This is a genomic window from Enterococcus dongliensis (genome assembly GCF_031927985.1).
GTDB classification, from domain to species: domain Bacteria; phylum Bacillota; class Bacilli; order Lactobacillales; family Enterococcaceae; genus Enterococcus_A; species Enterococcus_A dongliensis.
The window spans coordinates 14106-41061 of record NZ_JARPZC010000014.1; the positions used below are offsets into that span (position 1 = coordinate 14106).

A 26956-nucleotide genomic window follows, 5' to 3' on the forward strand; every position below is an offset into this window, starting at 1 on the left:
ATTAATAAAAACGGTTATTTCAGTTATAAAAATTGGAAAAAGATGGTAAAATTATGAAAATAATCAAAATAACACGCGTAATAATGATGTATTCTTTTGTTTGTATCTTAGTTCATAAGAGGGTGAATCAATGGATTAGAAAGGATGGAATAGAGGGAAAGGCCAGCTTTGACTTGAATCTAATAGAATTAAAAAATCTCAGTTAGGGTGCACCGAAAAAGAGAAAATTTTAGTAAATCTATACATTTTTTGGAGGAAATTAATGGAAAAGAAACGTTTTAAGATGTACAAAAAGAAAAAAACATGGGTTGTAGCACCGATAGTATTTTTGGGTATATTAGGTGCCGCTGCGTTTTCAACAGATAAAAATACTGCATATGCAGCGGAAACTATGAATGATCAAACTGTGGAAGTGGTTGAACAAGCACCAGCGACAATAGAATCTTCTGAGAGCAGCATCCAAGTTGCAGGAGAACATTCAAGTGTAAGTTCCGAAGCAGCAGTGACACAAAGTAGTGATCAAGCAGTCACTGCATCAGAGCAAGAAACGGGTGAACCACTAGTTACGGTCGATGCTGCTCAATCAGAACCAAGTAAACCATTAAATGAAGCGGCAGTAGAAACTACTTCATCGGGCGAGTCGACAGATAATACTACAAGTGAGCGAACTATCAAAGATACTACCAGTGAGAGCAACGACACTGCGGAACAAAAAACACTAGTTACGGAAACAACTACTGAATCCAATGAGGATACAACAGTTAGTAAGGTACCGATGATAGCTAAGTCGCTTACTCAAAGTAAAACAAGCAGCACAGTTACAGTGAAAAAAGCAAAAGCATTCGCGGTAAAATCAAGTTTGGCTGTTAAGGCCGCACCTAAGGCAGCGCCTAAGCCAGTTAGTGTTCCTAAGATATCCATTTTTCGTGTATATAATCCCAATTCAGGGGAACACTTGCACCACACAATGAATTCGTATGAAAAAGATCATCTCGTGCGATTGGGTTGGCGCTATGAAGGGATAAGTATGGTTGTTTCTAATACTGGGAAACAATTGCTTAGAATTTATAATCCCAATTCAGGGGAACATCATTTTACCTTAAACAGCAATGAGATCACTATGTTAAAGCGTGCTGGATGGCGTTATGAAGGTGTCGCTTGGTTGACACCAACGAGTGGTGTAGCAATGTACCGCGTATTTAATCCAAATGCTAGAGGTGCCGGTTCACATCATTACACTATGAATGTAAGTGAACGAAACAAATTACTTAACGTAGGTTGGAGAAATGAAGGCGTTGCTTGGTATACATTAGGAACAAAAAGCAGACAAGAAGTGATGCTAGATTGGTTCTATGCACGCAAAGGAAAAGTTACTTATTCAATGGCGAATAGAAATGGTCCAAACTCTTACGACTGTTCAAGCGCTGTCTTTTATTCATTAATCGAAGCAGGATATTTATCACCAAATACTTGGATAGGAAATACAGATACTTTGTTCTCCTATGAAGGAAAATTGTTTAAAGCTATCTCTAGAAATGAAGTAAGACGAGGAGATGTCTTCGTTGCTGGTGAAAAAGGAAGTTCTGGGGGAGCCTTTGGACATACCGGTGTTGCTACAAGCGGCAATACAATTATTCACTGTAATTATAAGGATAATGGAATTTCAGAAACGGTGATTTTGAACCGAACAGGAGATCCTTGTTACTGGTTCAGATTTATCTAAACAGATTCTTAAAAACGCACTGAGATTACAGATACATCCTATTGGAGGCTAATGAAATGAAAAGCAATCGATTAAAATTATTTATTGCAACATTATTAGTAGCCGGTGGAACATTCGTCTTTGCTGATAAGGCAGAAGCTTCCACCTTATATCGTGCTTATAATCCCAATACTGGGGAGCATTTATATACTCAAAATCACAATGAAATTCCGGTTATTGTTTCTCATGGCTGGAAAAATGAAGGAACTGCATGGGAAGCGCCTAATAATGGCGCGCTTGTTTACAGAATGTTCAACCCTAATAATGGTGGGGATCATTTTTATACATTAAATTCAAATGAGCGAGATCATTTGAAAAAAGTCGGCTGGCGTTACGAAGGAATCTCTTGGCATTCCGGTGGTTCTATCCCAGTCTATCGCCTGTATAATCCAAACGCAAAATCAGGTACCCATCATTACACGGTACTGACTAATGAACGAGATCATTTGAAAAAAGTTGGTTGGCGTTACGAAGGCGTTGCTTTTTATGCCAATGGTCACTCTGCACCTTCTTCTAGTGTAAAGCCTAGACATGTAGATGTTAATGTGACCGGTGTTGGCGGGAAAGAGCAAAGCATTCCAGGATCTTATCGTTTGCTGTATTCGAATAAACCTTTTGATCAGGCTCAGTTATCAAACGTTGCAACAGTTGATTTCTCAGCAGATGTTACCTTGACAGGAAATTCAAATGATTATGAAACCCAATTTGTCATTGCTGGAAATGGAGAGGGTAGTGGACAAGTAGGCGTAGAATTACACTATCAAGCAGGTTCAGATGCTAATTTTGCACAAGGTCGGATTAACACAACAAATATCAATTTTCCAGCTGGAGCGGGAACGGCTGGCCAACAATATTATTCTGTAAATACAAATGCGCCAAGAGTAGCTAAAGGCCAACAAGTCCATCTCCAAGTGAAATATTTTGCTTCAGGTTATATGCAAACAATTGTGGGTGGAAAATTAGTCGGTCAATATAAAACAAAATTGGTTCCCGGAAGCAATGCGTATATCTTACATGATAGTACTAGAGGGACAGTTAAAATAAGAAACTTAAAAGTACTTAAAAACGGAATAGATGTTACTCGAGAAGGACAAGTTCCTTTTAAAGCTACGTCATTTGATTTTTCAAATGGATCTATTTCTGGAGCGTACTAAACTAGCTAAATAAATAAGAAGCAATTCCAACTGGAATTGCTTCTTATTTATTTTTTAATTGTTTAAAGGAATTCTCAATTCAACTTCAGCATCTTTGGGATTCCCGTTTAATAATGCTTCGACAACAAAGGTATCTTCTTTATATAAGTCAGGATTTTCTGGTACAATCTCTCCGAAAAAAGTTCGAATCAATTGGTCGAAAAGTTGACGGCTAGGCCCGCCAGTTGCTTTTAAAACAATATATTCACCTGCGGGAAGGATGCGTTCTTCAGCTTTGGGATCATTTGTCGTAGTATTGGCACCAGCAAAGTATTCTAAGTAATCTTCTTTCGCTTCACTTAGAGCATAGCCAATCTTATCCGTACTTTCGGCCATCAAAGCAGGAAACTTTCCGCTCGTTGCTAATGAGAGAAAATGGTGGCTCTTTTTTTCTGAAACCTCGCTGATATTTTTTATTGTAGGCAGCGGCAAAACTGCAGCATAACCTGTAATCACTGTTTCGTTAAAAGTTTTAATTTCATAATTAGTCATTTTTTTTGCCTTCTTTCTGTTAGGATGGGTATACTATAACTGATTAAACATGACAACTAGCTGTCATATATTATAAAAAAGAGGAAATCTATGCGTATCGAACGACTGATCAGCATGATCAGATTTTATTAAAACAGGAAATTGTTTCTACTCAGGAATTTGCGGAGCGTTTTGGTGTTTCCAAACGAACGATCCTGCGAGATGTAGAGACATTGAGTCTAGCCAATATTCCAATCTATACTCAAAGAGGGCGTAACGGCGGGATTGGATTGTTGCCGAATTATAAAGTTGATAAAAAATTATTGACTGCTCAAGATATTCAAAATTTATTGATTGCTCTAGCTGGAGTTCAGCAGTTGATTGAAAGCCCGGAAATTCAAGCAACTATTTTAAAAATTCAAGCGATGCAAGACGAACAAATTTCTCCAGAGTCTTTATCCATTCAGCATATAGGATGGCTTGGTTCAGCGGAGTTAAAAAAATTAGCTGAAGAATTGAGTCAGGCAATCAAAAATCATCGATTGGTTACATTTGATTATTTTGATCGGGAAGGTCGGCTCAGCCAACGGACAATCGAACCCTATCACTTGACTTACAAAGGAGAGCGGTGGTATCTGCAGGCGTTTAGTTTAGAGCGTCAAGATTGGCGGATTTTTCGGCTTTCACGTATGACCCATTATGAAATCAGGGATCAGATATTTATCCCACGAGCCTTTCAACCACGAACCTTGACTCTTGATGCAACGATTCATCCAGTTTTTGCTACGCTTACATTAAAAGCAGATCAACAGATTCGGGATGTGCTAGTCGAACGCTTTGGCAAGAAATCACTAACACCAATTGATCAAGAGAGATTTTTGATAGATGTCCGACTACCGCAAAATGAAGATTCTTTTCGTTTTTTACTTTCTCTAGGAAGACACGCACAAATTGTTCAAAGTGACAGCTCCTTTTTTGATGCTTTTAAAAAGTACCTTCAAACTGTTGGTGCGATGTATACGTAAAAAATCAAAATATTCATTGCAAGCTCTTCTAAAGAGGGAGGGCAGTATTTTAGAATAGAAATGGGAATATGTAAAAAGCGTCTACAGATAATTTTTCAATATCTGTAGACGCTTCTGTTTTATTTGTGAGCACAAGTTCCTGTTTCGTGTCACTGAACATTTTTATAGCAGTTGTTTTCTAACGTAGTTTCATGGGGAAGGGTACTACATCAAACTATGCTTCTTTTACTTTTGTTGATTGAACGCCATAACCTAATTTTTCAACAACAGCAGATAATTGTTCTGGACTAACTTCTTCTGGATTGAAATTTGCCTTAATCTTGCTGGCGTTAAATAAAACTTTTGTATCACTGACACCAGGTAGTTGAGAAACAGCATGCTCAATTTTTTGCATACAGCTTGGACAAGATAGCGTATCTAATTGCATAATAATCTTTTTCATAATGATTCTTCCTTTCTTCTTTTGTTTATTATAAGGCGTAACTCGTGGGAAAAAATTGATTTTTATCAAGTTTTCTCTATTTTTTGTGTCCAAAATACAGTAGACGCATAGCATTAAAAATTACTACCAAAATACTTGCTTCATGAACGAACATACCACTAGCCATGTAGATAAAGCCGGCAAACAAACCAATGAGTAAGAATAAAACGACACCAATCGCAATCACAACGTTTTCACGAGTATTCAGCACAGTTTTCTTAGCTAGACGGTAAGCGTGAACCAAGGCTTCAAAGCTTGATTGCATCAAGACAACATCACTGGTCTCAATAGCAACATCGGTTCCTGATCCCATAGCGATTCCAATATCTGCAGTAGCTAAAGAAGGAGAATCATTGATTCCATCTCCAACAAAGGCAACACGGCGACCTTGATCTTGGAATTTTTTGACAAATTGTACTTTTTCATCTGGTAATAACTCAGCGTGAACTTCATCGATTCCTAAAACATTAGCTACATATTCAGCAGTGATTTGGTTATCACCTGTCAACATCACCAAGTGTTTTGCACCAGCTTGTTTCAAACGAGCGAGTTGTTCTGCAACTTCTGGGCGAATGATATCGGAGACACCAATGATTTGAGTGATTTTTTTATCGATCACTACTATGATAATAGAGCTGCCGTTTTTTTGTAATTGGAGCAGATCTTGTTCTTGTTGCGGTGTCAACGAAAGATTATGGGTCGCAATCAATTTAGCATTACCAGCACAAACTTCATGACCATCAATTTCAGCTACAATTCCTTGACCTTTAATGGTCTGGTTGTTTTGGATTGTTAATTGTTGAAAGGCCAGTTTTTTTTCAGTGGCGTAATTAATTACGGCACGACCAAGCGGGTGATCAGATAACATTTCTAAGCGGGCAACTAAGGCTAAACTCAGTTTTTCATCTGTCGTATAATTTTTGATAGTAGAAACAGCAGTCGTACCTTTCGTTAATGTACCGGTTTTATCAAAGACGAAAGTATCGATTTTAGAAAAAGTATCCATCGCTTCGCCGCCTTTGACTAAAATCCCGCGTTTTGCCCCATTACCAATACCTGCAACATTCGAAACAGGTGCCCCAATAACTAAAGCCCCAGGGCAACCAAGCACTAATACAGTGATAGCTAAACGAAAGTCACGACTTATCAAACCGACGATCAACGCAATGAATAATACAGCAGGCGTATAGTATTGTGAAAAGCGGTCGATAAATTTTTCAGCATGTGATTTGGTATCTTGTGCTTCTTCGACCAATTCAATGATTTTTGCAAAGGTCGTATCGTCACCGACTTTGGTTGCTTCGATTTTCAAAAAACCATCGGCTAAGATCGTTCCAGAGAAAACTTCATCGCCAGCCATCTTCACGACTTGTTTAGATTCACCCGTGACCGCGGCTTCATCTGCATAACCTTTTCCATCAACAACTTGTCCATCGACGGGAATTGCACCGCCAGTTTTTACTAAAACGACATCGCCTTCTTCCACATCGTCGATTGCTACTTCTTCAGTCGTACCATCTGCTTGTAGGACACTAGCAGTAGTGGGAGCCATCTCTGTTAGCGCTTTGATGGATTCTCTTGTTTTAGTCAATGTTTTTTGTTCTAAGTAACTTCCAAACAAAAATAAGAAAGTGACAATGGCCGATTCATTGTATTCACCAATGATGAATGCACCGATTACAGCGATGGTAACTAATAAATCAATCGAGATGACTTTGACTTTGACTGCTTGATACGCATGAATCGCAATTGGAATCACAGCGATGATAGAAGCTACAGCCAATGCTATTTTGTATAAAAGGATGACACCAGCAATTTTCCCAACAAATCCTAAGGCAATCAAAATGGCTGATAAAACAGTAATGTGGTTACTATGATCTTGGATCCACTTTTGAACTTTCATTTTTTTTCCTCTTTTCTCTTTCGTTCTTACAAGACATAGTATAGGGCGGTTCTATTGATAAAAAATTGACCAATATCAAGTTTGGTAAAAAATCAGCAAAACTACTCTTGTTTTAATTGAATACTATAAAAGAGATTGATAAATAAGAAGAACATTGAGCTGTTTGCGCACATTTCATGAAGGTCGTCACTACAGTTTAATAAAAAACTTGCTGGAGCAACATTTTAAGTTAATAAAGTAGAGAATGATAATTCTGATGAACCTGTATATTTGAGGAAACAAGTGATGCGAAAAAAGACTATAAATACGCATGATCAGATGAAGTTCCGGAAGAAGAAAGAGGTAGTCATAAAAAAAGTAGAACGAACTTCTGCAGCACTAAACTCTGAAACACCAGGTGAATTTGATATTAATAGGCTAAAATATGGTACTTACTATTTACATGAAACAGTCGCACCAGATGGTTATGTAGTACCAAATTCTGATTTTGCTTTTACCGTTGAGGAAGGATTAGTTGCATTTCCTGATTTGAGAGGAGGACGGTATCGTCTGCAAAGTAAAGCGGTCGATTTATTCATCTACGTGAAGAGTGTCAAAGCCAAACAATTTGATCTTAAATTGAAACAAAAGGGAATATTTGTCTTGATTAATGAAGACGGCTACTGTTTAATCAAAAAGATTTAAGCTGAAATTATAGGGTGATTTTTCCAAAATGATTGTCCTTTTAGTCATATAAAAACTAAAGAATCTTAGTATCTATAACTAAAATCAATGGATAGTCATTGGAAATTAGCATTAGTCAAAACCATTACTGTACAGGTATAGTTAGTATACTGAACAATAAGTAGTTGAAGACGGAGGAGATCAAAATGGGAAAAATTTATCAATCAATTTCAGAACTAATTGGAGAAACACCCATTGTAAAATTAAACAAACTGGTACCAGAAAATAGCGGAGAGGTTTATGTAAAACTAGAATTTTTCAATCCTGGTGGCAGTGTAAAAGATCGAATCGCGTTAAACATGATCGAGGCTGCTGAGAAAAATGGAGAATTAAAACCGGGGAATACAATTGTTGAAGCTACTAGCGGGAATACCGGTGTAGGCTTGGCGATGGTAGGTGCGGCAAAAGGCTATCCAGTCATCATTGTAATGCCAGATACGATGAGTACTGAGCGAAGAAAACTTATCCAAGCATATGGAGCAACATTGGTGTTGACGCCTGGAGCTGATGGAATGAAAGGAGCAATCGCTAAAGCAACAGAATTAGCTAGTCAAGATGGCTTCTTCATGCCTTTACAATTCAATAATCCAGCCAATGTGGTAGCACACCGTGAAACAACTGCCAAAGAGATTCAAGAAGTTTTTGGAAATACAGGGATTGATGCATTTGTTGCAGGTGTCGGTACCGGCGGAACAATCACAGGTACCGGACAAGAATTAAAACGAGCATATCCTAATTTAAAAGTTTATGCAGTAGAACCAGAAGAATCTGCTGTTTTAAGAGGTGGCGCACATTCTCCACATAAAATCCAAGGAATCGGAGCAGGCTTTGTCCCAGAGATATTAGATACAACTATTTACGATCAGATTCTTCCTGTATCTGGTGACGTAGCATTGCAAACAGCGAGAGAAGTTGCTGCAAAAGAAGGAATCTTAGTAGGAATCTCTGCCGGTGCAGCTATTCAGGCAGCTATTCAAGTAGCTAAAGAATTAGGTCCAGATAAAAAAGTAGTGGCGATTGTTCCAGATAACGGGGAACGTTACTTGTCTACAACCTTGTATCAATTTGAGCAATAAACTTTCTTTTATTGAATTTTAGCCCAATCAGCAATGCTGATTGGGCTTTTTTAGATTTAGCAGATGGGTTGTTTTGAAATCAAAAAGTTGTGGGATACCGTGTGGTAAGGATGACGATTGTTGCAACTAATACTAGGAACAATAAACCTGAGACAATCATGTTTATTTTCACTGGTTTTATATTCAAGAGTTTTTCTTTACTAGAGAATAAAGGAATAATCGATAAGCTTACTGGGATAAAATAGCGTCCTTGGACACCTTCAATGGCGTCTGTTCGACCAACCTTGTTCCAAATTTGATATAAAGCAAAGAAGGTCAAAAATGTGTAAGCAACCAGCATAGTTATTAAGATCACACGTTGATGAATAGCTAAGGTCGATTTTTCCTCTTGCACAAGAGCGGCTAAAATAAAGCTAATAATGTACACTATGATCCAATGCAATCCTAATGGAGTATCTAATAATCCAAAATTACCGACAAAAGAATAAATAATGTCATCGCCTTTTATCCCAAATAAATAATTTTCGTGAAAATTATCAAAAAAGATTGCTGGTTTTTTTAAAAACAAGGTTAATTGTTTACCAGGATTGGCAAAATCACGATAGAGCGTCTGTTGATCAATCATGAGTTTATTCCAAGTAACATAAAAGAAGATACTGGCTATAAAAATCGCAATGCCCCAGACAGCTTTTCGTTTAGGATTAAATGATTTGTTAGGTATCAAAAAGAAAAGCAGTCCTAATGTAATCAGAGTTGGTTTCATTAAGACTAAAACGACCATTAAAAATCCACTGAATAAAAGCATCGGATTAGAAATTGTCTGTTTTTTGATCAGGCTTAAGAGCCAAGCAATAAATAAAAAGCTGACAGCGATGATCATACCATCCCCAGATGTTGATGAGGCTAAGAATAAAGCCATAGGATTAAGTGCTAAAACAGTGGCACCTAATTTTGAAAAGGGAAATTTCCAAATCGCGAAAGAGACGATTACGATATATGCAATCAAATTAAAATAGCGTGCCGCATAGTACTGTTCAATTATAGGTTTTCCTAGTACTTTTCCAAAGGAGATTCCGATGATTTGAGGAAGATAACTAAAAAAATGATAGTTTGTGATCCCGCCAGTAGGAACCCACTCACGTCCTTCTTTATTAGCTTTCTTGTTATGGATATAATGATAGGGAGGCTTTTCATACTTTCCAGCTTTATCCAGACTATATGAATTCATACTTTTTATTTCTTTTGGGAGTTTGAATCCAAAAGTATTCCAATTTTTTTTATTTGTTCTTGTCTTTTCGTGGGACTCATTTGAAAAAAATTTCGGTTGAATTTTGAATTCAGAAAAAGCAACAGCTTTAGCGAAATGCCCTACTTCATCGGGTGCTTGTAAGGGAGGGACAGTTTTGATCATTAGTAGCCCAAAGACTAATGCTAGTACTAAAAATAGTTTATTTGGAAAAGGTATTTTTTTTAGTCGCGCAATCATTCTGAAATCCCCAGCTAATATTTTTTCGATTAGAATCTCTCCTAACTTGATACTCAATCATCTAATTATACCTATTATTTTATAGAAATAAAACCGAATAAGTCATTTATTTAAACGGCTACTTATATAGTTCATAATGTATTTGATTCTCTGCTGATCAGAGCTACTTTCAATATGATACAATCGACATTATTGGACTGATATTTATCAAGTAGCCATAGAAAATCCTGTGTATGATTACTATATAAATGAGGTGAGGAAATGATTCAAGATTTGAATCGATTGATGGATTATATTGAAGAACACTTAACCCAAGAAATTTCATTGGCCGAAGCGGCTAAAACGATTGGGATATCGGAATATCATTTAAAACGAACGTTTTCTTTTATCGCGGGGTTATCCTTGATTGACTATATCAAAATTCGTCGTCTGGCGCTGGCAAATGAGGAGTTAGTCCGCGGTGAATCAGTGACAGATATTGCCTTTAAGTATCGATACCAATCAGTAGAAGGTTTCTCACGAGCTTTTCGTGAATGGTCGGGATATTTACCATCAGAGGTCATTAAAAATCGTCAACAAAAATCTTTTCCTCGATGCTCATTTTATATAGATGTTAAAGGAGGAGTTTCAATGGATTTTAAAATTGAAGAAAAAGATGCGTTCAATTTGGTAGGTGTTTCTAAGCGAGTACCGATCCAATTTGAAGGAGTGAACAATGCGATTCAAGAATTGGCACAATCGATTACAGAAAAACAAAAGACTGAAATGCATAAATTAGGTGATTTATACCCAAAACAAGTTATCAATGCATCTTATACTTTTGGTGAGGAACGAATGGAAGAAAAAGGGGAATTGACTCATTTTATAGGCTTTGCTACGACCCAAGAAAATCAGTTCGCTGATTTGACACAATTAAAGATAGCCAAACAAACGTGGGCGGTCTTTCCTAATAAAGGACCATTTCCACAAACGTTGCAAGATACTTGGGGGGAAATTTATTCAGAATGGTTGCCATCTTCTGACTATGAACTCGTTCAAGCACCAGAAATCTCATTTACCAATTTTAGCGACGGTTTAGAAAATTGTTATAGCGAGATTTGGTTAGCCGTAAAAAAGAAGAATTAGTTGATTTGTAAAGACTATTTAATAAAAAATAAATGGATGAAACTTGATAACTATCAATTTTTTTAGAAATGATTCGTTCTATACTTTGAACTGTAGAGAAGAAAAACTTCTCAGCAGTTGAATGAGAAAGAAGGAACGGACATGTCAAAAATTAGTAGCTATTTAAATGAAAATCGAGAAAAACTAGCCCTTTATACCACAGCGATTACCCGTGCACACGGAGCAAATCATCCAGAGGTATTTGAAGTGAAAAAAATTTACGATACTATTTGGGATCAGCTGCAAAATGAAGGATCTGAAGTAAACTTAGACACAGAATTCGAACAGTTACGAGAAACTACGAATAACTATGAGATTCCTTCTGATGTTTGTCAAACATTCGAAGCAACCTATACAATGCTAGCCGAAGCCGATCAATTAAATCAAAAATGAGTGAAATACAGCCTATGTAGGCTGTATTTTTTTGTAATTAATAAGTGAATAGGGATAGTTTATCTGCTTTGTCCTTCAGTTAATTGTATTAACTGCTTAAGAAAAAGTGAGGCAGCGTTTGAGAAGATTTGTTTCTTTTTCCAAATAAGACGGATTTTTGAGGTGAGAGCGGGCGACAGTGGGACAAAGGTCAGACCGCTGTTGTTTGTATTAATGATTCCGTCGATACAAAAAGCGAGACTAGTTCCTTCTTTGACCAATAAAGAGGCATTATAAAGCAAATTGTAACTGCCGACTACATGAAAATTGCTTAAACTTTCGCCTAACCAGTCAGACAGTTGATTATTAACCAGTGTTTGACTAGAAATCAGCAACGCTTGATTTTTTAGATCTTGGGGAGTTACGGCCGTTTTTTTGCTAGCTCATGATGATTATTGACTAAGATTCCCCAACAATCTGAGACCGGTAGGGAAATGTATTCATATTTTTGTTTTTCAACTGGATCGATTACTAGACCAAAATCTAAAAGTCCTTTATCGATTTTATTTTTTACGTCATCGGCATTGCCGCTATACAGATGAACATTGATGTCGGGGTAGGTTTTCATTAGGTCATTTAATACAGTAGCCAAAACCTGGAAGGCTTGAGATTCGCCGCCGCCGATGAGAATGTCTCCACCGATGACTTCATTTTTCTTAAGATTTGCAGTCGTTGTATCGACTAATGCTAGGATTTCTTTTCCACGATTTTGTAAATAGACACCGTCTTCAGTCAGTGAGATTTCACGATTTCCTCGAATAAAAAGTTGGACACCTAATTCTTCTTCCAAATCTTTTAATTGTTTCGACAAGGTGGGCTGAGAAAGATGCAAGACTTCAGCTGCTTTGCTAATAGTTTTTTCTTGAGCCACTGTTAAAAAGTAATTTAATACGCGTAAATCCATCATATCCTCCTATAACTAAAAACGATAGCTAACTATTCTATATAAGTATTTTTTATTGTAAGTATAACGAAGTATACTGGAATCATCAAATAAAGGAGGTCGATAAGTTGGCAAAACAGGAATTACTTGAAAAAATTCAGGGCATTGAAATCTTGCCTGGTTCTGCCATCTATGATGAGATTCATTTATTAAAAGCCAATAATGAACAACTGCTGATGAAAATGAATGGAGAATATCATAGTCCTAAAGAAATACGAATGTATTTGGGGAAAATCACAGGGAAAATGCTTGATGAATCTGTGGAGGTTTCGCAACCGTTTTATACAGATTTTGGCAAACATACCTCATTTGGCAAACATATTTTTATTAATCAGAACGTTACATTTGTTGATTTAGGCGGGATTGAAATCGAAGATCATGTATTAATCGGTCCGATGTGTCGGATTATCACAGTAAATCATCTTGTGGATCCAAAAAAAAGGCGCGGGCTATCTGTGGCAGCTGTTAAAATCAAAGAAAATGCTTGGTTAGGTGCTAACGTCACGATTCTCCCCGGAGTAACTGTAGGTAAAAATGCAATTATTGCCGCAGATGCGACGGTTACTAAAGATGTACCAGATAATGTGATTGTAGCTGGTTCGCCAGCTACAATAATCAAAGAAATAAGTTACTAGATAAATCACTAGTAGAAATGAGGAAAAAAATGACTGAACTTTCAAATAAAGTAATGATTATTATGGGGGCTTCTTCTGGTATCGGGGAAGCAACGGCAAAATTATTAGCTAGTAAAGGGGTAAAACTCGTTTTGGCAGCACGAAGAGAGGAACGTATCAAAACTTTAGCAGATAGTCTAGGAGACCAGGTTTTTTATCAAAAAGCTGATGTAACTGATCGTCAACAAGTACAAAAAGTAATTGATTTGACGATTGAAAAATTTGGACGAATCGATGTAATGTACAATAATGCTGGTATTATGCCACAAGGAAATCTGGCCAAGTTGGAATATGCTAGCTGGCAAAAAATGCTCGATATTAATATTATGGGCGTATTAAATGGAATCGGAGCGGTCTTACCTATTATGCAAAAACAACAGTCGGGTTTGATTATTTCAACAGATTCCGTTGCTGGACATGTTGTTTATCCAGGGTCTGCTGTTTATAATGGAACCAAATATGCCGTGCGAGCAATCATGGAAGGATTGCGTCAAGAAGAATTATCCAACGGTATCCGCTCTACGATTATCTCGCCAGGAATGGTATCTTCAGAATTATTTGATACTGTAGGGGATGCAACGACTGAAAAGGCATTAAGAGAAACTGCTGGAAAAGCAGGATTCAGCTTGGCCTCAGCAGATGTCGCTCAAGCGGTATTGTATGCAATTGAACAACCAGAACACGTAACAATCAGTGAAGTCTTGTTGCGTCCAGCCAAACAAAGTATTTAAACTAAAATATAGTTAGACTAATCGTTTTTCTAGTAATAAAATTCAATGAAAGGTAAAAGAGTAACTACCATACTAGCAGGTACTCGTTACACTTTGTACAAGCGCTTTCTTTGCTTTATCTTCACGATTCTTGCATAATGAATGAAAATTCAAGGGGGTGAACAAATTGTCAACGACGGTATTTGTTAATTTTCCTGTGAAAGACGTGCAAGCTTCGACTGAATTTTATGAAAAACTAGGATTTAAGAAGAATCAAGAATTCTCCGATGAACATGCCAGTTCTATGGTATGGGATGATGCTTTTTCGATTATGGTACTAGATCATGAGTTTTATCGTCAGTTTCTTAGAAATAAAGAAATTACGGATACAACAAGCCAAAGTGGTGTACTGACCGCCTTTTTAGTAGAAAATGCTGATGTAGTAAAAAAAATTGCAGAAGCAGCTAAAGCAAATGGTGGTGACTATTTTTCTGTTGATATGGGAATCCCAGAAGAGCAAATGTTTAGTTTGGAAGTATTAGATCCAGACGGCAATCAACTTGAACCAATCTGGATGAAAACATCTTAATAAAAAGACCACGATGTTAACATCGTGGTCTTTTTTGACTATCCTACAACAAAAATTTATTAAAATAATGGAGTAGAACTAATTTTCTTGGTCAAATGACGGCAATCTACTATTTTTTTGTTTTAATTATAATTATTATAAAAACAAAAGGGCGTTTTCCAGCTGTTAATGATTATCTTTCTCGTTTAGATACTATCATTTTCAATTAGATTATGTGAGTGCTAATCTAATAATGAAGAAAAATGGAGGCGAAAGAGATGAGTAATATAAAAAAACTCTTATTAACAGTGATGGTTGGAATCGTGGCATTGATTTTTGAATTTGGATTCCATCAAAGTCAGTGGGCCTTTTGGTTGGTTTCGATTATTGGTGGTATCATGACGATTTCTATGCTGATCGGTATGATCAAAACATTACGCTCTGGAAAATATGGAATAGATATTTTAGCGGTTACAGCTATCTTAGCTACATTATTAGTAGGTGATTATTGGGCGAGCCTAGTCGTTTTGATTATGTTGACAGGTGGTGATAGTTTAGAAGATTATGCTAGTCATCAAGCGAGTCGAGAATTGCGATCACTTTTAGATAACTCACCGCAGGTTGCTCATCGAATCGATGGAGAAAAAATCAGTGAGTTAGCTGTTGATGAAGTTCAAGTAGATGATCTAGTCTTGATTAAACCGGGTGAATTAGTTCCAGTCGACGGTCGAATCATTGCGGGTGAATCGTTTGTAGATGAGTCTTCGCTAACAGGAGAATCCAAGCCGATTGAAAAGAGGATCAATGATGAGTTGATGTCTGGTTCGGTCAATGGTGATGCAGCACTTCGCATGAAGGTGACAAAAGCTGCAAAGGATAGTCAATACCAAACTTTGGTAAAATTAGTAAAAGAATCTGAAGCCAAACCTGCTCACTTTGTTCGATTAGCGGATCGTTATGCGGTTCCTTTTACGATCACAGCTTATGTAATTGGAGGAGTCGCTTGGTTTGTTTCAAAAGATCCTGTTCGTTTTGCTGAAGTTTTAGTCGTAGCTTCTCCTTGTCCGTTGATTTTAGCAGCACCAGTTGCCTTAGTTGCGGGAATGAGTCGTTCAAGCCGGAATGGAATTGTGGTTAAAACTGGAACCACCATTGAGAAACTTGCTCGTGCAAAAAGTATAGCTTTTGATAAAACTGGAACTTTGACCAAAGGCAGTCTTTCAGTTGAAGAGATCCATATTGAATCGACTGATTTTTCTAAAGAAGAGTTGATTACCTATGCAGCAAGTGCTGAACAAGAATCTAGTCATATTTTAGCTCGTTCCTTAGTCGCTTATGGAAAAGCCAATAAAATTGCGCTATTTCCAGTAAGTGATTTAGAAGAAATCACTGGTCAAGGAATCCAAGCACAAGTCAATGGTAAAATGATTCGGGTCGGCAAAGCTGCTTTTGCTGGTTCCGCGCATGAATTAAGTAATGAGAAAACAGCTGTCTATGTCTCACTCGCTGATCAATACATCGGCTACATCACGTTTACAGATATTGTTCGCGAAGAATCAGCAGAGACGATTACAGAACTAAATAGCTTAGGAATCAAAAAAACGATCATGCTGACTGGTGATCATCAATCTATTGCGAATCAAATCGCAAATCAAGTAGGGATTTCAGAAGTCCACGCGGATTGTTTGCCGGAAGAAAAAATAACTGTTTTAAAAACATTAGTAGAAGAAGATCGTCCAGTCGTTATGGTTGGAGATGGAGTCAATGATGCACCAGCTTTGGCGGTTGCAGATATTGGAATCGCGATGGGAGCTCATGGTTCAACAGCGGCTAGTGAAAGTGCAGATGCAGTAATTTTAAAAGATGATTTAAGCCGCGTTTCAGCGGCAATTCGATTATCCCAAGATACCATGCGAATCGCTCGTCAATCAGTATTGATTGGATTGATTATTTGTGTGATTTTGATGTTAATCGCAAGTACGGGCGTAATTCCAGCATTATTAGGTGCGGCTTTACAAGAAGTAATCGATACTGTTTCAATCTTATCTGCTTTACGAGCACGAAAAGATAAATAAAAATTATGAATCCGCAAAATTTTGCGGATTTTTTTATTGTAAAAAATTATGTTCGATAAATAAAATAACTGAAAAATATAACAAAGAAGCAACGAATCAGCAAAATAATGTTAGTTATCCTACTTATTCAAGTAACAATACTTTAAAAGCGCTTTTTCGTTATGATACACTATTTTTATAAGTTTGATTGATTATTTTTGGGTAGTTTTAAAAAACTTACCGACCATACGTAAAATTAACCAACTCAGTATTGGAGTAATTTTTCAATTTTGGAAATAAATCAATTTGAAAGAATGAGGTGTTTACGCATGTTTTCTTTTCGAGAACGAACAAAACTGATTCAAAAATTGAGTGATCAGACCTTTGATTTAGTAATCATTGGCGGAGGGATCACAGGAGCAGGAGTGGCGCTACAAGCTGCAGCTTCCGGTCTGTCTGTGGCGTTAGTGGAGATGCAGGATTTTGCTGAAGGCACCTCTTCGCGATCAACTAAACTGGTCCATGGCGGGATTCGGTATCTCAAGACATTTGATGTTGAAGTCGTTTCAGATACGGTGGGTGAACGAGCGATCATTCAAAAAATCGCTCCGCATATTCCTAAAGCAGATCCAATGATTTTACCGATCTTTGATGAGCCTGGCTCAACTTTTAATCTGTTCTCTGTCAAGATAGCGATGGATCTTTACGATCATTTAGCAGGAATTACAGGCGGACGTTATGCAAATTATATGTTGAGTAAGGCAGAAATTCTAGAACGAGAGCCGCAACTTGAATCAGAAGGATTATTAGGCGGCGGTGTTTACTTGGATTATCGCAACAACGATGCGCGCTTAGTGATTGAAAATATCAAACAAGCAGTAGCTGATGGGGCTATCGCAGTTAGTCGGATGAAAGTAGAAGAAATACTCCATGATGAAGCAGGTCAGGTATCTGGAGTAAGAGCGAAGGATTTATTAAATGATCAAACGATAACAATCAATAGTCGCCTGGTGATCAATACCGCTGGTCCATGGTCAGATATTGTTAAAAAACTAGATCAAAAAATCGATCACAAGCCGCATATGCGGCCGACTAAAGGCGTACACTTAGTTGTAGATGGGGAGAAACTAAAAGTTCCTCAGCCAACCTATTTCGATACTGGAGAAAATGATGGACGGATGATTTTTGTCATCCCGCGAGAGAATAAGACGTATTTTGGGACAACAGATACGGATTATCAAGGAGATTATGACCATCCAAGGGTGGAAAAAGAAGATGTTGATTATTTATTGAAAATCGTGAATCGTCGTTATCCAGAGGTTGATCTAACGATTCATGATATCGAAGCTGCTTGGGCAGGGCTGCGACCACTAATCAGCGATGCTTCCGGTGATTATAATGGAACGAAAAAAGAAAAAATCAGTGACGCTAATTTTGAAAAAATCATTCAAGCAGCAAAAGATTACGCTGATGGGAAGCAATCACGTCCTAAAGTAGAAAAAACGATTGTTGCAGCAGCAAAAGAAGAGCCTGACGACAATCCATCAGCCGTTTCTCGCGGTAGCGATTTGACTGTCGCTGAAGATGGTTTGTTGATACTATCTGGTGGAAAACTAACAGATTACCGATTAATGGCTGCTGGGGCAATGAAAAAGATTATTTCTTTATTGCCTGATCAAAACTTTCAGCTGATTGATTCGGAAAATTATCCGGTTTCCGGCGGACGATTCGACCCAGAAAAAGTGGAAGAAGAATTAGAAAAAATTACCTTAGAAGGTGAAAAACAAGGATTGAGTACGGAAGATAGCCAATATATTGCCGAACTTTACGGCTCGAATGCGCCAAAAGTTTTTGCACTGAAGGATCAAGGATCGTTTAAGGGATTAACGTTAGCAGAATCGATGGCATTACGTTATGCCATGGATGCTGAGATGACGCTGACACCAGTTGATTATCTGTTGCGCCGAACCAATTACATGTTATTTATCAGCCATCGTTTGATGGAAATTAAAGATGCTGTTGTCGATGCAATGGCTGAATATTTTGCTTGGAATCTAACAATGAAAGAGGCATATCAAACAGAGTTAGACCAACAAATCAGAGAAACACAATTAATGGATTTAAAAAAGCAACAAAAATTATAATATAAGAGGAGTGGGAACATGGATTCATATATCATGTCGATCGATCAAGGGACAACATCAAGTCGAGCAATCATTTTTGACAAAGCTGGTAAAGAAGTCAGTTCTTCGCAAAAAGAATTTACTCAACATTTTCCAAAACCAGGCTGGGTGGAACATGACGCCAATGAAATCTGGAATTCGGTTCAATCCGTTATTGCTGGGGCGTTAATCGAAGGCGGCTTCCGCCCAAATCAAATCGAAGGAATCGGGATCACTAACCAACGTGAAACAACAGTTATTTGGGAAAAAGAAACCGGCCATCCTATCTACAATGCGATTGTTTGGCAATCAAAACAAACGAGTGAAATTGCTGATGAATTAAAGGAACAAGGGCACTCGGAGATGATCCAGAAAAAAACGGGTCTATTGATCGATTCTTATTTCTCAGCAACAAAGGTCAAATGGATTTTAGATCATGTTGAAGGTTCTCGAGAACGAGCAAAAAATGGTGAATTATTATTTGGAACAATCGATACATGGTTGGTATGGAAATTAACAGGCGGAAAAGTCCATGTTTCAGACTATACAAATGCTAGCCGAACAATGATGTACAATATTTATGACTTAGAATGGGACCAAGAAATTTTAGATTTATTGGATATTCCAAAAGAAATGTTACCAGAAGTAAAATCCAATTCTGAAATCTATGGTCATACTGAAGATTATCATTTTTATGGGAATCAAGTTCCAATCGGCGGTATGGCAGGTGACCAGCAAGCAGCACTCGTTGGTCAGCTAGCTTTTGAAAAAGGCATGGTAAAAAATACGTATGGAACAGGTGCCTTTATTGTAATGAATACAGGTGAAAAACCGATTCTTTCAGAAAATGGGTTGTTGACTACGATCGGTTATGGAATTGATGGCAAAGTAACTTATGCGTTAGAAGGAAGTATTTTCGTGGCAGGTTCTGCTATTCAATGGTTACGTGATGGGTTACGAATGTTCCAATCTGCTCCTCAATCAGAAGATTATGCTAAACGAGTCGACAGCAGTGAGAACGTTTATGTTGTTCCGGCGTTTACAGGATTAGGAGCACCTTATTGGGATCAACAAGCTCGAGGAGCGATTTTTGGCCTAACACGCGGTACGACCAAAGAACATTTCATTCGTGCAACGTTGGAATCGTTAGCATATCAAACGACAGATGTTGTAAGAACCATGGCTAAAGATTCGGGCACAGAGATTAAATTATTACGAGTAGATGGCGGTGCGTCAAAAAATGACATGTTGATGCAATTCCAAGCCGATATCATTCAAACACCGGTGGAACGGGCACCTTATTTGGAAACAACTGCTCTAGGTGTGGCATATTTAGCTGGTTTAGCAGTTGGCTATTGGAAAGATATTGATGAAATCAAAAAATTTGCATCAGAAGGACAGCGTTTTGAACCAAAAATGAAAAAAGAAGAAACAGATGATCTTTATGAAGGCTGGCAAGAAGCAGTTAAAGCTACAATGCAATACAAACATCGTCCAAAAGAAAAAAATTCTGATTAATCCGTTTTAATATTCTATAAAAAAGCTAGTACTGTAATAGCTAGGAAAATAAGGAGGAATGTTCCATGGATACAAGCATGTCAACACAGATAATTGGAGAGATCATTGGAACGATGATCTTAGTATTGCTAGGTGACGGTGTTGTAGCAGGAGTTAGCTTACGTAAGACAAAAGCCGAAGGAGCCGGCTGGATTGCTATTACACTAGGCTGGGGAGCAGCAGTTACGATTGGTGCTTATGCGGCAGGATATATGTCATTTGCACATCTGAATCCAGCGGTTACAATTGGGATGGCCATCGCTGGGAAAATTGGCTGGGACATGGTAGTTCCTTATATCTTGGGACAGATGATTGGAGCGATCATCGGTGCAGTCTTAGTATTTATTCATTACTATCCACATTGGAAAGAAACGAAAGAACCAGCGACGATTCTTGGCGTATATTCAACAGGTCCGGCAATTCGTAGTTTAGGTGCAAACTTGATCAGTGAGATCATCGGAACTTTCGTCTTGGTCTTTGCGTTGTTGGCATTTGGAATGAGCAAATTCGGTGATGGATTAAATCCAATTGCAGTTGGTATTTTGATTTTAGTAATCGGGCTCTCACTAGGTGGAACCACAGGGTATGCGATCAATCCCGCTCGAGATCTTGGTCCACGAATCGCTCATGCATTTTTACCGATTCCTAATAAAGGGGATTCCGATTGGGGATATTCTTGGGTACCAGTAGTTGGTCCGATTATTGGAGGAATTTTAGCAGCCTGGTTATTTATGGCATTACCAATGTAATTTTTCAAGGGTAATAGGATGTTTCTATTACCCTGTTCTATTTTTATCCAAAAAATTCATTGCAAGAATTAGGAGGAATCGTAAGTGAAAAAAATTATCAATGATCCTAAAAATGTCGTAGAAGAGATGGTTAACGGATTGGTAGGAGCTTACCCAGATTATGTGAAACAAGTTCCTGAAACTTTAGTGGTCACTCGCAGTGATACATACGACCAAGTCGCATTAGTCAGTGGGGGTGGAAGCGGACATGAGCCATCACATGCTGGTTTTGTTGGTGAGGGGATGTTAAGTGCTGCTGTGTGCGGTCAAGTTTTCACTTCGCCAACTCCAGATCAAATTCATGAAGCCATCAAGGCGACTGATAAAGGAAAAGGAACGTTATTGATTATAAAAAATTATTCTGGCGATGTCATGAATTTTGATATGGCAAAAGATTTAGCTGAAATGGATGATATTCAAGTAGATTCTGTTTTAGTAGATGACGATATTGCAGTAGAAGATAGTACGTATACTCAAGGGCGACGTGGTGTTGCCGGGACAGTTTTGGTTCATAAGATTTTAGGCGGCATGGCAAAAGAAGGAAAATCAGTTTCTGAATTAGCCAGTTATGGAAAAGACTTAGTAAAAGATATTAAAACCGTCGGAATTGCATTATCCGGAGCGACCGTCCCTGAAGTTGGCAAACCAGGTTTTACCTTAGCTGAAGATGAGATGGAGTTCGGTGTAGGAATACATGGTGAACCCGGTTATCGACGCGAAAAGATTAAGCCAGCTCATGATATTGCTCAAGAGATTATTGGGAAATTAAAAGCAGAGTTTAATTGGCAAGCAGGGGATAAATACGGCTTGTTTGTCAATGGAATGGGGGCGACGCCGTTGATGGAATTATTTATTCTGTTCAATGACACGCAACAGATTCTTGCTGATGAAGGATTAGAACTTACTTTCACCAAAGTAGGAAACTATATGACATCTCTGGAAATGGCAGGCGCATCAATTACGATGATCAAATTAGATGAAGAACGTTTACGGTTGTTAAATGAACCAGTTCACACAATTGCTTGGTAATGAAATAAAAAATTGATTGTTTTGATGAGAAAAATTATTTGACTAATGGAATTACATTGATTGAGATCAGATATCCAATCAAATGAGTGTTCAAGGAGGTCCACTATGTTTACACCAGAAAATTTGCGAAAAACCTTAGAATTATTCAATGAAAAAGTCCAAATTAAGAAAGAATATTTGAGTGAATTAGATACACCGATTGGTGATGGAGATCATGGAAACAACATGGCTCGCGGGATGACTGCGGTAATGGCTGCAGATTTATCAGGTGATTTGCCGGACGTATTCAAAGCTGCAGCAATGGCTTTGATCAGTAAAGTAGGCGGTGCATCTGGTCCGCTTTATGGAACGGCTATGATGGAGATGATGAAGGCCAGCAAAGATTCAAGTGATCCAGAATTATTGTTAAAGGCTGCGATTGCTGGGATTGAAAAACGAGGAAATTCTAAAGCTGGTGAAAAAACTATGTTAGATTTATGGGTACCAGCCGTAGAGAATTTAAATAATGGGACCTTGAATCCCGCAACGATTGAAATATTAGTTGAAAAAACGAAAAATATCAAAGCAACTAAAGGTAGAGCCTCATATGTCGGTGAGCGCTCGATTGGACATATTGATCCTGGTGCGATGTCATCAGCTTATTTCTTTGAATCAATGATTGAGGCAGGTGTATTTGATGAGTAGAGGTGTAGTATTAGTTTCTCATACAAAAGAAATACCAGACGGATTGAAACGATTGATTGGTGAAATTGCTAAAGATGTTCCTATTACAACTGCTGGAGGTCTGGAAGATGGTGGGATTGGAACTTCTATGGAGCGAATTTCACAAGCAATTGAAGAAAATCCTGCCGATGAATTGTTAGCTTTTTATGATCTCGGCAGTGCTAAAATGAATCTAGAAATGGCAATGGAAATGACGGATAAAAAAGTAACACTGTTTGATACTGCATTGGTCGAAAGTGCATATACTGCTTGTGCGTTACTAGCTGCAGATGCTGCAGAAACGGAAATAGAAAAACAGCTGGCTGAATTGAAAATAAAATAATGAATTTGAAAAGGATCAATTTTGGATTGATCCTTTTTTTCATGGATATGATTAGATTGTTTATGCAAATAGAATTAAAATTTTCTGGAATTATTACAGATTATATTGAAATTAATTTAAAATTAACCTTTTATCATTTAATAGCTTCTGTTATAATTGTCATCACATCTTAAAGAAGGAGCGAATGAGTATGACAATTTATAATTTTTCCGCAGGTCCCGCAGTATTACCGAAAGCTGTATTGGAGACCGCACAATCCGAAATGCTTGATTATAAAAACAGCGGCATGTCGGTGATGGAGTTGAGTCATCGTTCCTCCTTGTTTGAAGAGATTATCCAAACAGCTGAGAACTTGTTGCGAGAACTGATGGCTATTCCTGACAACTACAAAGTTTTATTTTTACAAGGCGGTGCAAGTTTACAATTCACAATGGTGCCGTTGAACTTGGCTCAAGGGAAAAAAGCTTTGTATGTCAATACAGGATCTTGGTCTAAAAAGGCGATTAGTGCAGCGAAAGCGTTGGATAATGTAGAGGTCGAAGTAATTGCCTCGAGTGAAGATAAAAATTTTACCTATATCCCAGAGATACCTAAAACAATCGATCAAAATGCAGCTTATGTGCATATTACAACGAACAATACGATAGAAGGAACCGCTTTCGAAAAGATTCCTTCATTTGGCCAAGTACCCGTGGTCGCAGACATGTCTTCTAATATTTTAGCGAATGATTACAAAGTGGAAGATTTTGGGTTGATCTACGCTGGTGCTCAAAAAAATATTGGTCCAGCTGGACTGACTGTAGTAATTGTTCGTGAAGATTTAATCAATAAAAAGGCGATTTTTGCGCCGATGTTAGATTATGCTTTGCAAGCAAAAAATAATTCTTTGTACAATACACCGCCGACTTATGGAATCTATATTGCGAAATTGGTCTTTGAATGGGTGAAAGCTCAAGGTGGCGTTGCGGGAATCACAGCAGAAGATCGGAAGAAAGCACAATTATTCTATGATGCGATTGAAAATTCACATTTGTTCAAAAGTCCGGTAGAAAAGAAAAGTCGCTCCATTACAAATATTCCATTTATTACTGGTGATGAAGATTTAGATAAAGCGTTTAATCAAGCAGCGTTAGCCCAAGGGTTTGAAAATTTAAAAGGGCATCGCTCGGTTGGTGGAATGCGGGCAAGTCTTTATAATGCTTTTCCCATTGAAGGAGTGGAAGCATTAATAGCGTTTATGGAAAAATTTGAGAAGGAAAATGGAGGAGAATAGATGTTTCAAATCAAAACATTCAACGCGATCGCTCCTGAAGGAATGGCGCGTTTTGATCAAGAAAATTATCGTATCAACGAAAGTGAAGAGCCAGACGGTATTATTTTGCGAAGTCAAAAATTACATGATTATGATTTCCCTAAATCTGTCTTAGGAGTCGCCCGTGCCGGTGCTGGCACGAATAATATTCCAGTCAAAGAATGTACAGAGAAAGGAATCGTCGTTTTCAATACACCCGGAGCGAATGCTAACGCCGTCAAAGAATTAGTAATCGCCAGTTTGTTATTATCTGTTCGACCAATGGTCCAAGGAATCAGCTGGGTACAAACATTAACTGGTACAAATGTTGACGAACAAGCAGAAGCTCAAAAAGCACAATTTGCTGGAACAGAACTAGAAGGAAAAAAATTGGGTGTGATTGGATTAGGTTCAATCGGTGCGATGGTAGCAAATGATGCATATCGTCTTGGAATGGAAGTCACCGGTTATGATCCATACGTTTCAGTAGATACTGCTTGGAGTATCTCTCGACGAGTAAAACGCGCAAAGTATCTGAAAGAAGTTTTAACAAACTGTGATTTTGTAACGATACATGTGCCCTTAACTGATCAGACTCGTCATTTGATCGGCACAGAAGAATTATTATTAATGAAAAAAACAGCACGACTAATGAACTTTGCTCGTGGTGAGATCGTTGACACAGCAGCAGTTGTTAAGGCTGTAAATGAAGATCGCATTGCTGGGTTTACGACTGATTTTGCTGAAGAAAAATTACTTCACAATGACAAAATCACAGTCTTGCCACATTTAGGCGCTTCAACTGAAGAAGCTGAAGTCAATTGTGCCAAAATGGCCGCTCGTGGCTTAAAACGCTTCTTAGAAACCGGAGTCATCAAACGTTCAGTGAATTTTCCTAATGTTGAAATGGCTTTTGAATCGCCTTATCGAATCACGATTATCAATCATAATATTCCCAATATGTTAGGATTGATCGCTTCTGAGATCGCTACTTTAAAAGTCAATATTGATAATATGGTGAATCGAGGGCAAGATGATTATGCGTATACGTTAGTAGATATTGCAGAAACTGATCCTGAAAAAATCGCAGCAATTGCTGAAAAATTAGCTGAAAATGAAGGAATTATTCGGGTTCGAGTGATCAAACGAGATGAGGAGAGTGAATTTTAATGGTTCAAGTACATCCGTTTAAAAGTATTCGCCCGAAAGCAGAGTTAGCAGATAAAGTTGCGGCCTTGCCCTATGATGTGGTGAATTCGCAAGAAGCACGCGATCTAGCGGCAGCTAATCCTTACAGCTATTTTCATATCGACAAAGCAGAAATCGATTTACCTACAGACCTTTCTCCGTATGATGAAAAGGTCTACCAACAAGCGGAAGAAAATTTAGCGGCATTTTTAGAAAAAGGCTGGCTATTTAAAGAAACAGAAGCCTGTTTTTATTTGTATGAACTAGTGATGGCAGGGCGCAGTCAAACTGGAATTGTTGCTTGCACGTCAATTAGTGATTACATTGATGAAAAGATTAAAAAGCACGAATTTACTCGTCATGAAAAAGAGATTGATCGGATGAACCATATCCGAACTTGCGATGCAAATACTAGTCCGATTTTCTTAAGCTATCGTCCACAGACTGCGATTCAGACAACGATTAAAAAATGGCAGAAAGATCATGTCCCTGTTTATGATTTTGTTAGTTACCATGAAGTGACTCATCGTGTGTGGGTGATTGATCAAGCTGATACAATTGAAGAACTGACTAATCTGTTCACTGAAGTAGATGCTTTATACATTGCTGATGGGCACCATCGAACCGAATCTGCGGTAAAGATCGGTTTAGAAAAAAGACAAACAGGTAAACAAAATCCTGAGACAGAACAATTTTTATCGATTATTTTTCCTGAAGATGAATTGGCGATCTGGGAATACAATCGTGTCTTGAAGACAACTCCGCCAGCTGATTTTATGGCTCGTTTAGCTGAAAATTATCAAGTAACTAAAACAGACTTGAAAAAACCAGCAAAAGCCGGTGATTGCCAGTTGTACGATGGCTCGGCTTGGTACACAATGAGAATCAAACCAGAGAAAGTCCCCAATGATCCGGTGGAAAAACTAGATGTCGCACTACTTCAAAAGTTCGTATTAGAAGATATTTTTGGAATCGATGATATTCGGACAGATAAACGGATTGATTTTGTCGGAGGAATCCGCGGCACAACTGAACTAGAAAAATTAGTAGATTCTGGTGAATGGAAATTAGCTTTTTCCATGTATCCGACTCAGATGACCGATTTGTTAGACGTTGCGGATGCTAAAAAAATCATGCCGCCAAAATCAACATGGTTTGAACCAAAACTGTTGAGTGGGTTATTTTTACATGATTTGGAAACAAAATAAAGAGACTGCGGCAAATTTGTCGC

The 26956-nt window shown here is 38.0% G+C and carries 24 protein-coding genes and 2 pseudogenes; 21 read left to right on the forward strand and 5 right to left on the reverse strand.

The window, feature by feature from the left end:
- The first annotated feature begins 262 nt into the window (after window positions 1-262).
- Window positions 263-1723, forward strand: a complete 1461-nt coding sequence (locus P7D84_RS10245) for a peptidoglycan amidohydrolase family protein (protein ID WP_311806348.1) — start codon at window positions 263-265, stop codon at window positions 1721-1723.
- A 56-nt stretch (window positions 1724-1779) separates the two neighbouring features.
- On the forward strand, window positions 1780-2916 hold the full coding sequence (locus tag P7D84_RS10250; protein WP_311806349.1) for a hypothetical protein: 1137 nt from the start codon (window positions 1780-1782) through the stop codon (window positions 2914-2916).
- Window positions 2917-2970: 54 nt separating this feature from the next.
- Here the strand turns inward: P7D84_RS10250 and P7D84_RS10255 are convergent, their stop codons facing one another.
- On the reverse strand, window positions 2971-3447 hold the full coding sequence (locus P7D84_RS10255) for a GyrI-like domain-containing protein (RefSeq protein ID WP_137604158.1): 477 nt from the start codon (window positions 3445-3447) through the stop codon (window positions 2971-2973).
- 140 nt (window positions 3448-3587) lie between these two features.
- Here P7D84_RS10255 and P7D84_RS13840 point away from each other — a divergent pair.
- Window positions 3588-3650 (forward strand): annotated as a pseudogene (locus P7D84_RS13840) (DeoR family transcriptional regulator); the annotation flags it as partial.
- A gap of 9 nt (window positions 3651-3659) precedes the next feature.
- The gene (locus P7D84_RS10260; protein ID WP_311806350.1) at window positions 3660-4451 is read left to right on the forward strand and encodes a helix-turn-helix transcriptional regulator; all 792 of its coding nucleotides are present in this window, start codon (window positions 3660-3662) and stop codon (window positions 4449-4451) included.
- Between the two features lie 214 nt (window positions 4452-4665).
- Here P7D84_RS10260 and P7D84_RS10265 read toward each other — a convergent pair whose 3' ends face one another.
- The gene (locus P7D84_RS10265) at window positions 4666-4893 is read right to left on the reverse strand and encodes a heavy-metal-associated domain-containing protein (protein WP_311806351.1); all 228 of its coding nucleotides are present in this window, start codon (window positions 4891-4893) and stop codon (window positions 4666-4668) included.
- A gap of 76 nt (window positions 4894-4969) precedes the next feature.
- Window positions 4970-6835, reverse strand: coding sequence for a heavy metal translocating P-type ATPase (locus tag P7D84_RS10270; protein WP_311806352.1), 1866 nt, complete (start codon window positions 6833-6835; stop codon window positions 4970-4972).
- 285 nt (window positions 6836-7120) lie between these two features.
- Here P7D84_RS10270 and P7D84_RS10275 point away from each other — a divergent pair, with 285 nt between their 5' ends.
- A complete protein-coding gene (locus P7D84_RS10275; RefSeq protein ID WP_311806353.1) occupies window positions 7121-7519 on the forward strand; it encodes a prealbumin-like fold domain-containing protein in 399 nt (132 codons plus the stop codon).
- 185 nt (window positions 7520-7704) lie between these two features.
- Window positions 7705-8634 (forward strand): cysteine synthase A, encoded by a 930-nt coding sequence (gene cysK / locus P7D84_RS10280; protein WP_311806354.1) that lies wholly within the window; start codon window positions 7705-7707, stop codon window positions 8632-8634.
- A 79-nt stretch (window positions 8635-8713) separates the two neighbouring features.
- Here the strand turns inward: cysK and P7D84_RS10285 are convergent, their stop codons facing one another.
- Window positions 8714-10120: a DUF2142 domain-containing protein gene (locus P7D84_RS10285; RefSeq protein WP_311806355.1), complete on the reverse strand. Its 1407-nt coding sequence runs from the start codon at window positions 10118-10120 to the stop codon at window positions 8714-8716.
- 261 nt (window positions 10121-10381) lie between these two features.
- Here P7D84_RS10285 and P7D84_RS10290 point away from each other — a divergent pair, with 261 nt between their 5' ends.
- Window positions 10382-11245 carry an AraC family transcriptional regulator gene (locus tag P7D84_RS10290; protein ID WP_311806356.1) on the forward strand — a complete coding sequence of 288 codons (864 nt, stop codon included), beginning with the start codon at window positions 10382-10384 and terminating at the stop codon, window positions 11243-11245.
- A 141-nt stretch (window positions 11246-11386) separates the two neighbouring features.
- A complete protein-coding gene (locus P7D84_RS10295; RefSeq protein WP_137604166.1) occupies window positions 11387-11677 on the forward strand; it encodes an iron-sulfur cluster repair di-iron protein, ric in 291 nt (96 codons plus the stop codon).
- Between the two features lie 59 nt (window positions 11678-11736).
- Here P7D84_RS10295 and P7D84_RS10300 read toward each other — a convergent pair.
- Window positions 11737-12620 (reverse strand): annotated as a pseudogene (locus P7D84_RS10300) (LysR family transcriptional regulator).
- A 107-nt stretch (window positions 12621-12727) separates the two neighbouring features.
- Between P7D84_RS10300 and P7D84_RS10305 the strand changes: the two are divergent.
- The 13 genes from P7D84_RS10305 (at window position 12728) to P7D84_RS10365 (ending at window position 26933) form a co-directional block, all read left to right on the forward strand.
- Window positions 12728-13294 carry a DapH/DapD/GlmU-related protein gene (locus tag P7D84_RS10305; protein ID WP_311806357.1) on the forward strand — a complete coding sequence of 189 codons (567 nt, stop codon included), beginning with the start codon at window positions 12728-12730 and terminating at the stop codon, window positions 13292-13294.
- A gap of 29 nt (window positions 13295-13323) precedes the next feature.
- Window positions 13324-14064, forward strand: coding sequence for an SDR family oxidoreductase (locus P7D84_RS10310; RefSeq protein ID WP_311806358.1), 741 nt, complete (start codon window positions 13324-13326; stop codon window positions 14062-14064).
- A gap of 166 nt (window positions 14065-14230) precedes the next feature.
- Window positions 14231-14632 (forward strand): VOC family protein, encoded by a 402-nt coding sequence (locus P7D84_RS10315; protein WP_137604170.1) that lies wholly within the window; start codon window positions 14231-14233, stop codon window positions 14630-14632.
- Between the two features lie 257 nt (window positions 14633-14889).
- The gene (locus P7D84_RS10320) at window positions 14890-16686 is read left to right on the forward strand and encodes a heavy metal translocating P-type ATPase (RefSeq protein ID WP_311806359.1); all 1797 of its coding nucleotides are present in this window, start codon (window positions 14890-14892) and stop codon (window positions 16684-16686) included.
- A 308-nt stretch (window positions 16687-16994) separates the two neighbouring features.
- Window positions 16995-18809, forward strand: a complete 1815-nt coding sequence (gene glpO / locus P7D84_RS10325; RefSeq protein WP_311806360.1) for a type 1 glycerol-3-phosphate oxidase — start codon at window positions 16995-16997, stop codon at window positions 18807-18809.
- An 18-nt stretch (window positions 18810-18827) separates the two neighbouring features.
- Window positions 18828-20345: a glycerol kinase GlpK gene (glpK, locus tag P7D84_RS10330; RefSeq protein ID WP_311806361.1), complete on the forward strand. Its 1518-nt coding sequence runs from the start codon at window positions 18828-18830 to the stop codon at window positions 20343-20345.
- A gap of 65 nt (window positions 20346-20410) precedes the next feature.
- Window positions 20411-21133, forward strand: coding sequence for an MIP/aquaporin family protein (locus P7D84_RS10335; RefSeq protein WP_137604174.1), 723 nt, complete (start codon window positions 20411-20413; stop codon window positions 21131-21133).
- Window positions 21134-21217: 84 nt separating this feature from the next.
- Window positions 21218-22201, forward strand: a complete 984-nt coding sequence (dhaK, locus tag P7D84_RS10340) for a dihydroxyacetone kinase subunit DhaK (protein WP_311806362.1) — start codon at window positions 21218-21220, stop codon at window positions 22199-22201.
- Window positions 22202-22306: 105 nt separating this feature from the next.
- On the forward strand, window positions 22307-22885 hold the full coding sequence (gene dhaL / locus P7D84_RS10345) for a dihydroxyacetone kinase subunit DhaL (protein WP_311806363.1): 579 nt from the start codon (window positions 22307-22309) through the stop codon (window positions 22883-22885).
- The gene (gene dhaM / locus P7D84_RS10350; RefSeq protein WP_311806364.1) at window positions 22878-23246 is read left to right on the forward strand and encodes a dihydroxyacetone kinase phosphoryl donor subunit DhaM; all 369 of its coding nucleotides are present in this window, start codon (window positions 22878-22880) and stop codon (window positions 23244-23246) included. Before dhaL ends, dhaM begins: the two co-directional genes overlap by 8 nt.
- Before the next feature lie 190 nt (window positions 23247-23436).
- Window positions 23437-24519, forward strand: coding sequence for a 3-phosphoserine/phosphohydroxythreonine transaminase (gene serC, locus P7D84_RS10355; protein WP_311806365.1), 1083 nt, complete (start codon window positions 23437-23439; stop codon window positions 24517-24519).
- The gene (locus P7D84_RS10360; protein WP_311806366.1) at window positions 24520-25707 is read left to right on the forward strand and encodes a 3-phosphoglycerate dehydrogenase family protein; all 1188 of its coding nucleotides are present in this window, start codon (window positions 24520-24522) and stop codon (window positions 25705-25707) included.
- Window positions 25707-26933, forward strand: coding sequence for a DUF1015 domain-containing protein (locus P7D84_RS10365; protein WP_311806367.1), 1227 nt, complete (start codon window positions 25707-25709; stop codon window positions 26931-26933). The genes P7D84_RS10360 and P7D84_RS10365 overlap by 1 nt, the downstream gene beginning before the upstream one ends.
- The last annotated feature ends 23 nt before the right edge of the window (window positions 26934-26956 follow it).

Excerpts from the sequence above, each read along its gene's own strand:
- P7D84_RS10270 (WP_311806352.1), bottom strand. The coding sequence starts at position 6,835 with ATGAAAGTTCAAAAGTGGATCCAAGATCATAGTAACCACATTACTGTT.
- dhaL (WP_311806363.1), top strand. The coding sequence starts at position 22,307 with ATGTTTACACCAGAAAATTTGCGAAAAACCTTAGAATTATTCAATGAA.
- P7D84_RS10275 (WP_311806353.1), top strand. The coding sequence starts at position 7,121 with ATGCGAAAAAAGACTATAAATACGCATGATCAGATGAAGTTCCGGAAG.
- P7D84_RS10360 (WP_311806366.1), top strand. The coding sequence starts at position 24,520 with ATGTTTCAAATCAAAACATTCAACGCGATCGCTCCTGAAGGAATGGCG.
- dhaM (WP_311806364.1), top strand. The coding sequence starts at position 22,878 with ATGAGTAGAGGTGTAGTATTAGTTTCTCATACAAAAGAAATACCAGAC.
- P7D84_RS10285 (WP_311806355.1), bottom strand. The coding sequence starts at position 10,120 with ATGATTGCGCGACTAAAAAAAATACCTTTTCCAAATAAACTATTTTTA.
- P7D84_RS10290 (WP_311806356.1), top strand. The coding sequence starts at position 10,382 with ATGATTCAAGATTTGAATCGATTGATGGATTATATTGAAGAACACTTA.
- P7D84_RS10255 (WP_137604158.1), bottom strand. The coding sequence starts at position 3,447 with ATGACTAATTATGAAATTAAAACTTTTAACGAAACAGTGATTACAGGT.
- cysK (WP_311806354.1), top strand. The coding sequence starts at position 7,705 with ATGGGAAAAATTTATCAATCAATTTCAGAACTAATTGGAGAAACACCC.
- serC (WP_311806365.1), top strand. The coding sequence starts at position 23,437 with ATGACAATTTATAATTTTTCCGCAGGTCCCGCAGTATTACCGAAAGCT.
- P7D84_RS10250 (WP_311806349.1), top strand. The coding sequence starts at position 1,780 with ATGAAAAGCAATCGATTAAAATTATTTATTGCAACATTATTAGTAGCC.
- P7D84_RS10265 (WP_311806351.1), bottom strand. The coding sequence starts at position 4,893 with ATGAAAAAGATTATTATGCAATTAGATACGCTATCTTGTCCAAGCTGT.
- P7D84_RS10320 (WP_311806359.1), top strand. The coding sequence starts at position 14,890 with ATGAGTAATATAAAAAAACTCTTATTAACAGTGATGGTTGGAATCGTG.
- P7D84_RS10295 (WP_137604166.1), top strand. The coding sequence starts at position 11,387 with ATGTCAAAAATTAGTAGCTATTTAAATGAAAATCGAGAAAAACTAGCC.
- P7D84_RS10245 (WP_311806348.1), top strand. The coding sequence starts at position 263 with ATGGAAAAGAAACGTTTTAAGATGTACAAAAAGAAAAAAACATGGGTT.
- glpK (WP_311806361.1), top strand. The coding sequence starts at position 18,828 with ATGGATTCATATATCATGTCGATCGATCAAGGGACAACATCAAGTCGA.
- P7D84_RS10365 (WP_311806367.1), top strand. The coding sequence starts at position 25,707 with ATGGTTCAAGTACATCCGTTTAAAAGTATTCGCCCGAAAGCAGAGTTA.
- P7D84_RS10335 (WP_137604174.1), top strand. The coding sequence starts at position 20,411 with ATGGATACAAGCATGTCAACACAGATAATTGGAGAGATCATTGGAACG.
- P7D84_RS10310 (WP_311806358.1), top strand. The coding sequence starts at position 13,324 with ATGACTGAACTTTCAAATAAAGTAATGATTATTATGGGGGCTTCTTCT.
- glpO (WP_311806360.1), top strand. The coding sequence starts at position 16,995 with ATGTTTTCTTTTCGAGAACGAACAAAACTGATTCAAAAATTGAGTGAT.